The 12,892-nt window shown below is 59.2% G+C and carries 13 protein-coding genes; 7 read left to right on the plus strand and 6 right to left on the minus strand.

All coding sequences use genetic code 11. The annotated features are described in order from the left end of the window. Positions 1 to 36: 36 nt before the first annotated feature. Positions 37 to 1,290 carry a M48 family metallopeptidase gene (locus K0V07_RS02060; protein ID WP_220622870.1) on the minus strand — a complete coding sequence of 418 codons (1,254 nt, stop codon included), beginning with the start codon at positions 1,288 to 1,290 and terminating at the stop codon, positions 37 to 39. A gap of 163 nt (positions 1,291 to 1,453) precedes the next feature. On the opposite strand from K0V07_RS02060, the gene xseB reads away from it, so the two are divergent. Next, positions 1,454 to 1,705: an exodeoxyribonuclease VII small subunit gene (xseB, locus tag K0V07_RS02065; RefSeq protein ID WP_220622871.1), complete on the plus strand. Its 252-nt coding sequence runs from the start codon at positions 1,454 to 1,456 to the stop codon at positions 1,703 to 1,705. A 65-nt stretch (positions 1,706 to 1,770) separates the two neighbouring features. Continuing rightward, on the plus strand, positions 1,771 to 3,714 hold the full coding sequence (gene dxs, locus K0V07_RS02070) for a 1-deoxy-D-xylulose-5-phosphate synthase (protein ID WP_220622872.1): 1,944 nt from the start codon (positions 1,771 to 1,773) through the stop codon (positions 3,712 to 3,714). A 73-nt stretch (positions 3,715 to 3,787) separates the two neighbouring features. Here the strand turns inward: dxs and K0V07_RS02075 are convergent, their stop codons facing one another. After that, positions 3,788 to 4,681 carry a hypothetical protein gene (locus tag K0V07_RS02075; RefSeq protein ID WP_220622873.1) on the minus strand — a complete coding sequence of 298 codons (894 nt, stop codon included), beginning with the start codon at positions 4,679 to 4,681 and terminating at the stop codon, positions 3,788 to 3,790. Positions 4,682 to 4,779: 98 nt separating this feature from the next. Next, the gene (locus K0V07_RS02080) at positions 4,780 to 5,643 is read right to left on the minus strand and encodes a hypothetical protein (RefSeq protein ID WP_220622874.1); all 864 of its coding nucleotides are present in this window, start codon (positions 5,641 to 5,643) and stop codon (positions 4,780 to 4,782) included. A gap of 376 nt (positions 5,644 to 6,019) precedes the next feature. Between K0V07_RS02080 and K0V07_RS02085 the strand changes: the two genes are divergently transcribed. Next, complete coding sequence (locus K0V07_RS02085) at positions 6,020 to 6,850, plus strand: Cys-Gln thioester bond-forming surface protein (RefSeq protein ID WP_220622875.1); 831 nt, start codon at positions 6,020 to 6,022, stop codon at positions 6,848 to 6,850. Between the two features lie 200 nt (positions 6,851 to 7,050). Beyond that, positions 7,051 to 7,806: an HpsJ family protein gene (locus K0V07_RS02090; RefSeq protein ID WP_220622876.1), complete on the plus strand. Its 756-nt coding sequence runs from the start codon at positions 7,051 to 7,053 to the stop codon at positions 7,804 to 7,806. A gap of 100 nt (positions 7,807 to 7,906) precedes the next feature. Here K0V07_RS02090 and K0V07_RS02095 read toward each other — a convergent pair whose 3' ends face one another. Next, positions 7,907 to 8,335: an ATP-binding protein gene (locus tag K0V07_RS02095; protein ID WP_220622877.1), complete on the minus strand. Its 429-nt coding sequence runs from the start codon at positions 8,333 to 8,335 to the stop codon at positions 7,907 to 7,909. Between the two features lie 66 nt (positions 8,336 to 8,401). Next, positions 8,402 to 9,604, minus strand: coding sequence for a SpoIIE family protein phosphatase (locus K0V07_RS16590; protein WP_220622878.1), 1,203 nt, complete (start codon positions 9,602 to 9,604; stop codon positions 8,402 to 8,404). A 252-nt stretch (positions 9,605 to 9,856) separates the two neighbouring features. On the opposite strand from K0V07_RS16590, the gene rpmB reads away from it, so the two are divergent. From rpmB to K0V07_RS02115, 3 genes are all read left to right on the plus strand, one after another. Continuing rightward, entirely contained in the window at positions 9,857 to 10,087 is a 231-nt protein-coding gene (gene rpmB, locus K0V07_RS02105; protein ID WP_220622879.1) for a 50S ribosomal protein L28, read from the plus strand. Between the two features lie 108 nt (positions 10,088 to 10,195). Next, positions 10,196 to 11,152 (plus strand): adenylate/guanylate cyclase domain-containing protein, encoded by a 957-nt coding sequence (locus tag K0V07_RS02110; protein WP_220622880.1) that lies wholly within the window; start codon positions 10,196 to 10,198, stop codon positions 11,150 to 11,152. 117 nt (positions 11,153 to 11,269) lie between these two features. Then, positions 11,270 to 11,755, plus strand: a complete 486-nt coding sequence (locus tag K0V07_RS02115) for a gluconokinase (protein WP_220622881.1) — start codon at positions 11,270 to 11,272, stop codon at positions 11,753 to 11,755. A 64-nt stretch (positions 11,756 to 11,819) separates the two neighbouring features. Here the strand turns inward: K0V07_RS02115 and K0V07_RS02120 are convergent, their stop codons facing one another. After that, the gene (locus tag K0V07_RS02120; RefSeq protein ID WP_220622882.1) at positions 11,820 to 12,782 is read right to left on the minus strand and encodes an acetylxylan esterase; all 963 of its coding nucleotides are present in this window, start codon (positions 12,780 to 12,782) and stop codon (positions 11,820 to 11,822) included. Positions 12,783 to 12,892 lie beyond the last annotated feature (110 nt).

A 12,892-nucleotide genomic window follows, 5' to 3' on the forward strand; every position in this document is an offset into this window, starting at 1 on the left:
CTGTGTCATCCGTGGTTCATTACTACCTATTTAAATCTATACGGTGCCGCCTTTGAGGGCGGTTTCGCGCTCAAGGAGGGTCGGATGCGAGTAGTGGAAGGCGCTATAGAGCGGATGCGGGGTGAGGTTGCCGAGATTTTTCTCGGTCAGCTTATGCAGGGAGGTGACCAGCGGCTGCGGGTCGTCCCCCATCACATTGCGGGCAAAGGCGTCCGCCTCGTACTCGTGCTTGCGGGAGAGGCCGTTGAGCAGGGGCGAGAGCCAGAAGCTGAACAGCCCGCTCAGGAGCATAAACAGCAGCAGCGCCGGAACCATCCCGTCGGCCACTTGGAACCCAAAAGCCTCGAAGAACCACGCCTGCCCGGCCAGAAAGCCGAGCACACCGAACCCGGCCAGACTGGCCAAGGCGGAAATGATCAGCATTTTCGGCACGTGCCCCTTCTTATAGTGGCCGATTTCGTGCGCGAGTACGCTCTCCAGCTCCACATCATCCAGCTGCTCGACCAGCGTATCGTAGAGCACGATGCGGCGGAACTTCCCGAAGCCGGTAAAAAAGGCGTTGGAGTGAGTGGAGCGCTTGCTGCCGTCCATCACGTGGATGGTCTGAGCGGAGAAACCCGTGCGCTCCCCGAGCTTAAGCAGGCGGGCGCGCAGGTCTCCCTCCGGCAGGGGCGAGAGCTTGTTAAAGAGGGGCAGAATCAGGCGCGGATAGAGCAGCAGCAGCAGGAGCTGGAAGCCGAAAAACGCGAAAAAGGCCCAGAGCCACCAGGTGTGCGGTAATGCCTGGAAAAACCACAGCAGCAGGCAGAGTAGCGGGTAGCCGAGGATGGCGGCCAGCAGCAGGCCCTTGAGCTTGTCACTAAACCAGGTCCCGAAGGTCGTCTTGTTAAAGCCGTAGCGGGCCTCGATCTTGAAGGTGCTGTAGAGCTCCAGCGGGATACCCGGCAGCGAGAGCGCGATCAGGATAATAAAAAGCACCAGCGCCTGCCCCCAGAGGCTGATCCCCAGCCCGGCCGTCAGCCCGTTAAAGAGCCACGGCAGGACACCGGAGGCCAGTACGACAGCCAGCACGACGGCATCCCAGGCCGTCTCGATCATGCCAAAGCGGGTATGCGTCTGGGTGTAGGAGACGGACTTTTTATAGGTTTCCTCGTCCATTACCCCGGCAAAAGCTTCGGGGATGCGGTCGGCATGGCGGCGGACTTCGCCCAGATTGAGCCAGTCGAGGACCAGCTCAGTGGCCAGTTTGAGCCCGATGAGGACAAGAATTGCGATCAGGAAGGGATGCATACGGTAATTTTTTAGGCCAGGGCGACCTCTGAAACCCCCATGCCATATCGCCCGAAGCCCGCTGGCAAGGGCGAATTGCGCGCCTATAAGCGGGGCTTTTAGGGTACCAGAATCAGGCTTGCGTTTCCGGCACTCCGGGGTTTCACTTGGCCGTAACCTAAATATGCCGAAAACGCAAACGACGGAAGACGCTGCGTCTTTTGAGGAAGCCCTGGAACGATTGGAAAATATCGTCGAGAGCCTCGAAAGCGGAGACATCCCGCTCGCCGACCTGGTCACCAAATACGAATCGGGAACCCGGCTGGCGAAGTTTTGCCAACGCAAACTCGACCAAGCAGAACAGAAAATCGAAAAACTCAGGCAGGAAGACGGTCAGATCAGCCTCGAAGCGTTCGACGCCGATACCGCCTCCTGAGACCTCTCATTTCTTATATTCCGGGATCAGATATTCTCTCTCCCTGACGACTCAGACTATACGCTATGGCTATACTTCCCTCCATTAAGGGCCCGCAGGACGTTAAAGCACTCAACAAGGAAGACCTTCCCGAGTTGGCGAAGGAAATCCGCCAGGAAATCCTGGAAGTGACCTCCGAGAACGGCGGCCACGTCGGCCCGAACCTCGGTGTGGTCGAGTTGACCATCATGCTGCACCGGCACTTCAACACGCCCGAGGACCGCTTCATTTTCGACGTCTCCCACCAGGGCTACGTGCACAAGCTGCTCACCGGCCGCCAGGGCGAGAAGTTCCGCAAGCTGCGCCACAGCGACGGCTACTGCGGCTTCCTGACGCGTGACGAGTCCGAGCACGACTGTTTTGGCGCCGGCCACGCCGGTACCGCCCTCTCCGCCGCTGTCGGTATGGCCACCGCCCGTGACCTCAACGGCACGCCCGAGCACGTGGTCGCCATCATCGGTGACGCCGCCCTGACCTGCGGTATCACGATGGAGGCGCTTAACAACATTAAGAGCAGCTGCAAGAAGCTGATCGTGATCCTCAACGACAACAAGTGGTCGATCGCCCCGAACGTCGGCGCCATCCCCACCTACCTCAACGAGCTGATCACCAACCCGGTCTACAACCGCTTCCACCAGGACGTGGAGAGCTTCCTCAACTCCGTCCCCGGCGGTAAGGCGATCAAGAAGTTCGGCAAGAAGGTCAAGCAGGAGGCCAAGGACTTCCTCATCGACCAGAATCCCTCCCTTTTCGAGAAATACGGCCTGCGCTACATCGGCCCCATCGATGGTCACGACATGGACCTGATGGACCAGTACCTGCAGTTCGCCAAGGAATCGGACGAGCCGGTCATCCTCCACACCCTGACGACCAAGGGTAAGGGCTTCGATGTGGCCATGGGCGACCCGGAAAAGTGGCACGGCACGAGCCCCTTCTGCCTCTCCAACGGCAAGGCCAAATCCGGCAAAGTCAGCGCCCCCCCCGCCTATCAGGATGTCTTCGGCAAGGCGCTGGTAGACTTCGCCAAGGCGGACAAAAGCGTGGTCGGCATCACCGGCGCCATGCCCTCCGGGACTGGCATGAAGCACCTCGCCGATGAAGTTCCCGGTCAATACTTTGACGTCGGCATCGCCGAGGAGCACGCCGTACTCTTCGCAGCCGGTCTGGCCACCAGCAACATCAAGCCGGTTGTGGCCATCTACTCGACCTTCCTCCAGCGCGCGATCGACCAGATCATGCACGACGTGGCCCTGCAAAAGCTCGACGTGATGTTCTGCATGGACCGCGCCGGGCTCTCCCCCAACGACGGCCCCACGCACCACGGTCTCTTTGACATCTCCTACCTGCGCGCCGTCCCGAACGTCGTCGTCATGCAGCCCAAGGACGAAGACGAGCTGGTCGATATGATGAAAACCGGCCTCGACCACAAGGGCCCGAGCTTCATCCGCTATCCGCGCGGCTCCGGCGTCGGCGTCCCTATGAAGGACGAGCCCGAAGCGATCGAAATCGGCAAGTCCGAGGTCCTGCGCGAAGGCGACGACATCATCATCTGGGCCCTCGGCACGATGGTTCAGGATGCCTTCAAGCTCGCTAACAAGATTTCCGCTGAGCAGGGTCTGAGCGTGGGTGTGGTCAATGCCCGCTTTGCCAAGCCCATCGACACCACCCAGCTTTTCAAGGACGCCAACCACGCCCGCCTCATCGTCACGATGGAAGACCACGTCCGCAAGGGTGGCTTCGGCAGTGCTGTCCTCGAAGAGCTTCAGGACGAGGGTATCATGACGCCGGTCGTCCGTCTCGGCTGGCCGGACAAGTTTGTCGCCCACGGCAGCAGCGGCAGCGACCTGCGCGCCGCCAACGGCCTCAGCCCGCAGGACATGGAGAACGACATCCTCAAGCGCTACCGCGCCCTGCCCGTACAAACCGCCGAGACCTCGGACACCTCCGTCCCCTTCCCCTCCGGTAAGTAAGCGCGGCAGAGCAGTCGCTCAGCCACCACCATTTTCTACGCACGGGTCTTCGGCCCGTGCGTTTTTTTGTGCTCTACTCCGTCTCCTCGACCTTGGGTATCATCCGCGTCACAAGCTCGAGACGTTCGACCGGCTCAGTACATACGACCACGATGGTTGCCATATTCAGCATTCTGTCCAACTCCTCCGGTTGGGCGGAATCACTCTCAATAGAGGACGCCTTATAAGCACGTAGTTCAATCGGAACATCTGCATCAAATATGAGCGTGAACTCGGCCGACTCCAATACGGCCCGTTTACCATCCTGCGTGCGAGTAAACCCCCCTGGACAATAGAACGAACCGACAAAGGAGAACGCGAACGCCTCTCCCTTTTCGGCGACCATCTCGTCGTAAAGGCGGATTTCCCAATCGTCACGCCAGACAACGTCTCGGCTCCAGGCCGCAAGCTTAGGATCCACCTGGCTGAGATCCATATGCACCTCACCACCAGCATTATCCAGTCGACGTACCAACACCGGAATATCCGCTGTCCCTACCTGGGAGAAGCTTAAGCCATAAGCATAGGATGGGTCCTCCAGCCGCGATAGGGGTAAAACCGGCATCAGACCGAATAGAGGCTCTTGGTTATGGGACAAGCCGACAGCCCCCGGCATCATTCGCATTCCCTCCATCATTCCGCATATGATGATGCCACTCCCCTCCAGATTCAGGCCCTCTCCCCAAACCAGCATCGCAATCGGCTTATCATTACTGACAGGTGATCTTCCACTCGCTGACCAGCTTGAGGCCCCTTGTCCCACCACATATACAAGCTGCCGCATCGTCTCATCCTCAGCAGCCGTAGCGGCTGCTATGGCCTCGGATAACTCCTCGGAACTCATGGGCTCTCTAGAGGATGAAGGCTTACAGGCGCTCATGACCAAGGCAAAAGCGATAAGAAGAAACAGCGAGATTAGACGGAACATAGTCTGAGTACTATCGTCGCGACCCTAAGAAAAAGGACAATCCAAGAATAGCTAACTGATCATAGCGCAAGCTTCCTCAGTGCACGAATAACAAACAGCTACTCTTGACTCACCGTCGCGGTGTGGGCCTTAGCGAGGGCCTTTTCCGGAATCAGGCGGGTCATGACGCGGATCTCCGGCGGTTCTTCTACACTCTCGACCGTCAGCAGGGTCAAGGAAGCGGATTGCCCCGATGCATCTGCAGCCAGCGGCGTAGCCGTTACGCGCAGGGATGCCCCCGACTGGACGATCAGGGTGGCCTCCGGCCAGTCGACGATCGTTTTCTTTTTATCCTGCTCAAGGGTAACGGGGCCCTCCGTCCAGAGCCACCAGGTCACCCGGTAGCGGTGCTTCTCGCCCAGGCGGGTGGCGACGTTATCGATCACGCGGACCTCTCCCTCGTGCTCCCAGAAGACATCCCGGTTCCAGACGGACACTCCGAGCTCCGACTCGCTCAAGTAGATACGCCCCTCGCCGCCGGTGTCATCAATACGCCGCAGCAGGATCGGAGCACGCGCATCAGCGACCTTGCCGGATTCGGCAGCGTGCGTACCCGACACCTCGGCCGCCTGCGGGCTAAGCACGTCGCTATCACCCCGTGTAATCAAGGGGCGTCCCCCCACGCTCAAACTCAATCCACCGGGCTCCTGTACCTCTCCCGGCGCCCCTCCCCATATTTTAAGCTGCTCGGCCCCACTCTCCCAGACCGTAAGCAGGACGGGGTCCGTAGGGATCGGCGCCCGACCCTCTGAGCTGGCGGGCACTCGCGTGGTCTTCCCACCGGCCACATGCTTAACCAGGCACAAGGGCCCTGCCAGTACGTCGGCACCGTGCTCCACGGCGTCGTGGCTCGTGGCGGGACGGCAGGCAGCCAGCATGCAACCTAGAACAGCGACAGCGGCCAGAAAGCTCAATCGGGGCATCACACCCGTAAGTGTGCCGGCCTCTCCTAAAAAAACAACCGGATATGCGGCCACTCCTTTAGTATTTCAGGTAAAAAGGGAATAAATCTCACCTCACTGCATCATAAAGACGCCCCATACGGGCAAGATACCCGACCCAAGCCTGAAAATGAGATACAAATCCGCCCGGTGAAATTGTAAAATTAATGCGAAACGATATATTATTCTTCTCGAATATGCCGTTTTTCGCGGCATGAGCCGACAAAAGGTAGGGTTTTTGCTTTATTTTGAAAAAAATTTAATATTAGCCATAAAGGAACACCTCAAACTGACGATGTATCAGGCCTGAGGTAGGGGTATACCTTTCGATACGCATACATTTCTTACACTTCCGACTATGAACCTGAATTTCAGCAAGACGACCATCGCCAAGGCCGCCCTGGGGGTAGCAGTGATCTTCGGCATGAGTGCCGCAGCGGACGCCACACCGGTGTCTTTCTCCTTCGATAGCTTTTCGAACAGCCACAGCGTCCGGGTAAAGCTCAATGGCTACACCCGTGACCTCCACGTGGGCACGATCGACCTGACCATCAAGGGTGATAATGTCGCCAGCAACATGCAGACGGTAGCCTTCTGTGCCGAGATCGCACAGAGCATCACCAGAGGCCAGACTTACGACAATTACAGCGTCAGCCCGCTGACGACCGCCAACAGCGGCCTCAGCAACGCTCAGGCTCGTAACATCGCGATTCTTTACGACCTCTACTATCAGGGCCAGGACGCCAGCTCCTGGTCGACTGAGCAGTCGACAGCCTTCCAGCTCGCCCTGTGGGAGCTCTCCCACGACGATGACGGCAGCATGACCTCCAGCGGTCTCAGCCGTGGCGACTTCCAGGTCAGCATTGATGCCCAGATGGACGGCAACCAGCCCGACAACACCACCCGTAACTATGTTAACCGGGCCATGGACTACCTGAATGAGGTAGAAGCCAAGTCCAAGAACAACTACAATCCCTACACCGAGCTCGTCGCCCTGACCAGCACGGCCAATCAGGATTTGGTCGTTCTCGGTGTGGCTATCCCCGCCGGCGGTGGTAGCGGTGGCGGTGAGCCGACTGCAGTTCCCTTTGGCGTCAACCCGCTGCCGGGCCTGGCCATTGTCGGCCTGTTCGGATGGCGCCGCCTGCGCAAGCGCCTGAACCGGGACACCCCGGAGCAAGCCGCCTGAGGGACTTCCGTCCTATAAATTAGGTTGAAGTTACCGGGTTTTAAGCCTAGAGCCTGTCCTCAACCAGACGAGTGGTACGCATCACTCACGCCATGAGAACTATGCCGTGGCAACTCCAGCTGACGGTGAAGATGCGTCCTCCACTCTAAGGCAGCGCTCTACAGCAGCACTAAAAGACCCGTCTCTCCACCACCCGGTAAATGAAACTCACCGAACGCCTTAAACAGTATTACCGTCCCCTGGAAGTCCAGGACAGCACGCCCAGCCCGCTTCCCATCGTTGGGGCCGCGTTGGTCATCTACTCGATTTTCCAGTACGCCTACATCATCTATCCGGTGCAGGCGGGTAATTTCGACTGGGAGTTTCGCGTCATCAACGCGCTGGTGGATAATGCGTTCACACCGATCCTCGGTATCGCCCTCTTCTTGTTTGGCTCGACCATTGAAATGCCCCTGTGGCGTCTCATCGGCTCACGCATTTTGACGTGGTTGAGTATTGTCCTCGCTCTGAGCTTCATCCTGCTCATCCCGCTCGCGGTTAACGATGGCCTGCGCCTGGGGCGCGTGATGAGTAGCCAGATGGCCACGGCAGAGAACGTCTCGCGGACACAGCTGGACAAGGTCCGCAAGGCACTCGACAGTGCCACCACCATGCAGGAGCTTGAGGTCCTGACCACTGTGCTCAACCTGACTCCCTCCATGGAGCAGCGTGACAAGCAGATGCCCAATGATTCGTTTGTCGCAAGACGCGAATGGCTGTGGGAAACGATCCGGTCCAACCAGAAGCGGATCCTGGAGAACGCGAAAGATGTCTATACCGCCAATCGTACGACCCTCCGCAAGGACGTCACCAAGGCGACTTTCGGGTGTGCCTTTATGGGCACCGTATTCGGCTACTTCTTCTTTGCCTTTAAAAATGTCCGCAAGAAGCACCGCATCCTCGAAGAGGACGAGTAGTCGCACCTGCGAAACATCCTGTATTTCATAAAAAAATCCCGACCGCACAGGCCGGGATTTTTTTATGCCCTCAGCATAGGAGCTGATCGGACAGCGCCCCTCAGTCCTCCTCGGGCAGATCCGGGACGTTGCGCTTACGCATCGTAAAGGTGTTCGTATCGTCCACTCTGCGGTACTCGATGTGGTCCATGAGCTTTTTGCAGAAGAAAATACCCAGCCCTCCAATCGGGCGATCCTCCAGCGGCGCGTTGATGTCCGGGTCCTTGGCATCGCGCAGCGGGTCGAAGGGCTTGCCGTGATCTTTCACGATGGCCTCGACCTCCCCCTCATGTAAGCGCATCGCCAGATAGATGTGGTGCTGGGCGGGCCGCTCATAGGCATAGGAAATGATGTTGGTCAGGACCTCGTCCAGACAGAGATTAAAGGTGTGGACCACCGCAGGGTGCACATCGTGCGCCTCGCCAAAGCTTTCGAGATCGGCGGCAAGCTGGTCGAGTTCCTTGAAGTCATTGATGTAGGTAAAGTCCATCGTGGCAGAGAGAAATATGCAGATCAGGGGGGTTAAGGGTGCGGGGACAATCAGGCCGCGATTCGGCTATTTAAAAATAATCTCCATGAGAGAAAAGTCGTCTTCAAAGGCGTCCTGCCCCTGAGCGCGACGGACCCAGTCAACCATCCCGGCGACTTTGGTTTTACCTTCCTCAGCGGGCAGGCAGAGCCCCTCGGCAAACTCCTCCTCGGTCATCATCCCGTTACCGTCAGCGTAGTTCACCTCGTACACCCCGTCGCTGAAGACGTAGAGCTTACTGCCCGCAGGGACCTCAGTGCTGTCCGTGGTAAAGGGTGCATCCGGCATCCCGCCGATGACCATGCCCGGCGTGGCCAGTGTCTGGAGAGAGCCTTGTGGGTTGGTCGGGTCAGTGATGAGCACGGAGGGCGGGTGCCCGCCGGAGGAAAACTTGAGCGTGCGGGTGGGCAGGTGGTACACGCCGTACCAGAGCGTGAAGTACATCTGGTTGTGCTTGTCCATGTCAAAGGCCTCATTGAGCCCGGCCAGCACCGCTCCGGGGTCCTTAAAGTCCACCCCCGGCAGCGACTGCGCACGCATGACGTTAATAGCCGAGACGGAGTGCAGGGCCGCTCCGACCCCGTGCCCGGTCACATCCAGCAGGTAGATGGCGAAGTGCTCGTCGTCGAGGTAATGGTACCCGAAGGTATCTCCGGCCAGGTCCGAGGACGAGATAAAGACCCAGTCAGTTTTAACAGTGGCATCCTCCATCGGGTCGGGAAAGAGGGAGCGCACGTAGCGGGCCGCCTCGTCCAGCTCAGCCTTCAGGGCGGCCTCGGCCTGCTGGCGCTGCAGGAGGTTCAGGTAGCCCTTCGAGTGGTAGCGAATGCGGGCGATGACTTCCAGCTTGTCGGGCAGCTTGACCATGTAGTCGTTTGCGCCCAGCTCGAAGGCCTTCTTTTTCGTTTCCGGCTCTTCCTTTGAGGAGAGCACGATCATCGGCACCTCCTTCGTCTCGGGTTTGGCCCGGAAAAACTTCACCAGCGTCAGCCCGTCAATATCGGGCATGACCAGATCCTGCAGGATGACCGTCGGCTTGATCTCCATGGCGGTTTCAATGGCCTTGGAGGGGTCGTTGATGGCGTGAAAAGAGATATCCGGCTCATCGGCGAGCATACGGCGCACCGCCTCGCAGACCATCATCTGGTCGTCTACCATCAGAACTTTGATGGCCGGTTCCTGACCGGGATTATCGGGACTGGCAAGAGCCTGGGTGAGAGCGTCCTTCATGCACGGATTGAAAACACCTGCGCCCCCGGCGGCAAGAACGTAAGTGCCTGATCTCACCACACCTCACTTTCCCGGATAAACGTGGGCATTTAACCGCTAAAATCAGCCTCCGTGAAGGAAAAGCTCGCCACTGGAGGCCGACTGGGCATCCTCCTGCAGACCGGAGCAGCATGGAAAAAGAAAAAAACCCTTGCCAAGCGCCCCGGAACGTCTACTTTTCCACGTTTTTCACTTAAGAGGAGAACCAATTCCATGTCACGCATCTGCTTCGTCACCGGCAAGGCCCCCAAACGCGGCCGCCGCATCCACCGCAAAGGTCAGACCAAGAAAAGCGGCGGTATCGGTACGCACGTCACCAAGACGGTTAAGCGCACCTTCCGCCCCAACCTGCAGCGCGTCCGGGTCAAGCTCCCCAGCGGCCAGGTCAAGCGCGTATGGGTGTCCGCCAAGGCTCTGAAAGCCGGCAAAGTCGAGAAGGTCTAAGACCTCTCCACTGCAAACACCGCAACCTTTCCAAAACCCGGCTATGGCCGGGTTTTTTTATAGCTATACCGTTGCATAACCTGCCCCGGCCCACTAGCTTGTGCGACCATGCAAGCGGGCCAAGCCGTCAAGCGCCACTACCCTATCCCGCGGATCGACTTCGCCGACTTCTGGGACATTTGCGGGACTTTTATGCGGGTCCAGCCCGGACTCTCGCATATCCGCTACACGATCGAAGGCAGCGACTCCACCGTGGCCGACCGGGAGAAGGACGTCTCTAAAATCCTCAGCCGCCTCCAGCGCCATCCGCAGGACATCCTGCTCATGGAGGCCGAGTTCGAGGGCCCCAACACCCGTGAGGGCCATGCCAGGGCCATTTACCGCCCCGTCGCAGTCGAGGACGAGCCCGCCGGGCTCACCATCATGAGCCAGAGCCTGTCCAAGCTCCTGCTCTTCCAGTTCGAGAGCCTCCTCTACGACAAGTACGACCTCGACGACAGCGCGCACACCACCATCGAGTTCGGACGCCCCTGCGAGGTCCTCGCCGCCATCATCGACCTGCGCGGCTTCTCCCAGTTCTGCGAAAAGCCCAGCATCGAGTCCCCCTACACCTGCGGGCTCATGCACTCCTTTTACCAGGCCGTCCACCACAGCTTTATCAAGTACCCGCCCGAAATGGTGAAATTCCTCGGGGACGGCGTGCTCGCCCTCTGGGAAACCACCGCGCAGGACCGCGAGATCGCCATCGACATCTGCCTCTCCGGCTCCCTGGAGATCCATAACCGCTGGCAAGTCGTGCGCCGCAGCCCGCAGTTCACCCATGGTGCCCCCGAGGAGGTAGCCATCGGCATCTCCTTTGGGCTGGCCAGCCGCCTGCCCGAAGTCGGGGACTACATCGGCCGCCCCATCAACATCGCCAGTCGCCTGAGCAGCGTCTGCCCCGGCGGCCAGATCTACATCGACAAGTCCGTCCCCAGCATCAGCGACGACTATGCCAAGGACGATGCCACCGCCCACATCAAGAGCTTCGGGCGCTACTACATCTGGCGCATCATCGCGGGCTAAGCGGCAGCAAGAGCATAATCCTCCCGATACTTTCCCCAAGCGGCACAAATCGAGCTCAATCGTGCCGGGCGCGAAACGCCCTCCCCTTTCTCTCAAATCTCCAAACTCTCACGCACTATGGTCATCATCCTCATGGGCGTCTCCGGCTCAGGTAAAACTACCATCGGAGAAAAACTTGCCGCCGCCACCGGCGGAACCTTTTTCGACGGGGACGACTTCCACCCCGAGGCCAACATCCAAAAGATGCACGCAGGCATCCCCCTCACCGACGAGGACCGCCTGCCCTGGCTCCAGCGCTTGCGTCAGCTCATCGAAGAGCAGGAGCCCAAAGACACTCCGACCTTTATCGCCTGCTCAGCCCTCAAACTCAGCTACCGCCACATCCTCGACCCCGATGATGCGCAGGTACGCCTCGTCTATCTAAAAGGCTCCTTCAGCCTCATCTCCGAGCGCCTGCACGCCCGCCACGGACACTTCATGCCCGAGAGCCTGCTGCGCAGCCAGTTCGACGCCCTGGAGCAGCCGGACGACTGTGTGGTCGTGGACATCGACCAGACTCCCGACGAGATCGTCACCGACCTGCGCGACAAACTCGGACTCTAGTGCAGGGCAGCGACTGCAAGGAGCGATGGGGCAGAGCCCCATCATCGTCCTGTGCGGTCACGCACTACAGTCCCATGAGGAACTGGAATGCTTTCTCGTTGGCACCGGGCAGATTCTCGTGCCCAAAGTCCGGGTACAGCACGTAGGACTTATCGGACGTGATCGCGTTGTAGGCGGCAAACTGCGTGGACGGCGGGCAGACGTCGTCGCTCTGCGAGATCGCCATCGTCACCTCTGCCTTAATACGCGGGGCCAGATGCGTGACGTCGATATAGCCGAGCTTTTCAAAGATTTCCTGCTCACGCTCGTGGCAGGGGTCGAAGCGGCGGAAGTAGTCCCGCAGCCCGGAGTAGGCACGCTGGTCCAGCGCCATCTCCCAGACACGCCGGTAGTCGCAGAGGAAGGGGAAAGTCGCCCAGCAGCGCTTCAGGCTCGGCACCAGCGAGGCACACACCAGTGAAAGGGCACCACCCTGGCTTCCCCCGTTGGAGCCCACGCGGGTCTCATCCACCCACTCGAAGCCCATCACGATCTTGGCCAGCAGCGCGGTATCGAGGAAGACGTTGCGGTAGTACATCTTCTCGGGCTCGTCATCGAGACCCTTGATGATGTGCCCGTGCAGGGTATTCCCGCGCGTCGAGACCGTGTCCTCAGAGAGGCCACCCTGCCCACGACAGTCCAGAGCAGCGACGGTATAACCGGCGGCCACAAACGGCAGCATGGAGACCCAGTCCGGTGAAGAGCCGGAGTAGCCGTGGAAAATCAACAGGGCCGGGCCCGGCTCCTTCGGGAGTGTCTTGGGGGTGACGAGGCGGGCATGCACGCGTGAGCCACCCGTACCGGTGAAGTGCATCGACTGGCAGCTCGCGTAGCTGACCGGGAAGTCAACGTCCTTGAACGTCACTTGCGGATCGAGAGCGTCCATTTCAGCCAGCCCCTTGGCCCAAAAAGCATCAAAATCAGCCGGGCGGGGGTTGGACGTCGTATAGTTTACGAGATCGCGGAGCGGTTTATCAACAACGGGCATAAGACTTCCTGCTTACGCTCTTGCCTGAAAAAAGCAAGCGCAGGCCGCTCTGTGCCTAAAAAAAGACACCGTAAGCGATCAAGCCCGCACAATTGGCTAGCCAGACAGAC

The sequence above is a fragment of the Ruficoccus sp. ZRK36 genome, from assembly GCF_019603315.1.
Lineage (GTDB): Bacteria > Verrucomicrobiota > Verrucomicrobiia > Opitutales > Cerasicoccaceae > Ruficoccus.

Excerpts from the sequence above, each read along its gene's own strand:
- K0V07_RS02060 (WP_220622870.1), bottom strand. The coding sequence starts at position 1,290 with ATGCATCCCTTCCTGATCGCAATTCTTGTCCTCATCGGGCTCAAACTG.
- xseB (WP_220622871.1), top strand. The coding sequence starts at position 1,454 with ATGCCGAAAACGCAAACGACGGAAGACGCTGCGTCTTTTGAGGAAGCC.
- dxs (WP_220622872.1), top strand. The coding sequence starts at position 1,771 with ATGGCTATACTTCCCTCCATTAAGGGCCCGCAGGACGTTAAAGCACTC.
- K0V07_RS02075 (WP_220622873.1), bottom strand. The coding sequence starts at position 4,681 with ATGTTCCGTCTAATCTCGCTGTTTCTTCTTATCGCTTTTGCCTTGGTC.
- K0V07_RS02080 (WP_220622874.1), bottom strand. The coding sequence starts at position 5,643 with ATGCCCCGATTGAGCTTTCTGGCCGCTGTCGCTGTTCTAGGTTGCATG.
- K0V07_RS02085 (WP_220622875.1), top strand. The coding sequence starts at position 6,020 with ATGAACCTGAATTTCAGCAAGACGACCATCGCCAAGGCCGCCCTGGGG.
- K0V07_RS02090 (WP_220622876.1), top strand. The coding sequence starts at position 7,051 with ATGAAACTCACCGAACGCCTTAAACAGTATTACCGTCCCCTGGAAGTC.
- K0V07_RS02095 (WP_220622877.1), bottom strand. The coding sequence starts at position 8,335 with ATGGACTTTACCTACATCAATGACTTCAAGGAACTCGACCAGCTTGCC.
- K0V07_RS16590 (WP_220622878.1), bottom strand. The coding sequence starts at position 9,604 with ATGAAGGACGCTCTCACCCAGGCTCTTGCCAGTCCCGATAATCCCGGT.
- rpmB (WP_220622879.1), top strand. The coding sequence starts at position 9,857 with ATGTCACGCATCTGCTTCGTCACCGGCAAGGCCCCCAAACGCGGCCGC.
- K0V07_RS02110 (WP_220622880.1), top strand. The coding sequence starts at position 10,196 with ATGCAAGCGGGCCAAGCCGTCAAGCGCCACTACCCTATCCCGCGGATC.
- K0V07_RS02115 (WP_220622881.1), top strand. The coding sequence starts at position 11,270 with ATGGTCATCATCCTCATGGGCGTCTCCGGCTCAGGTAAAACTACCATC.
- K0V07_RS02120 (WP_220622882.1), bottom strand. The coding sequence starts at position 12,782 with ATGCCCGTTGTTGATAAACCGCTCCGCGATCTCGTAAACTATACGACG.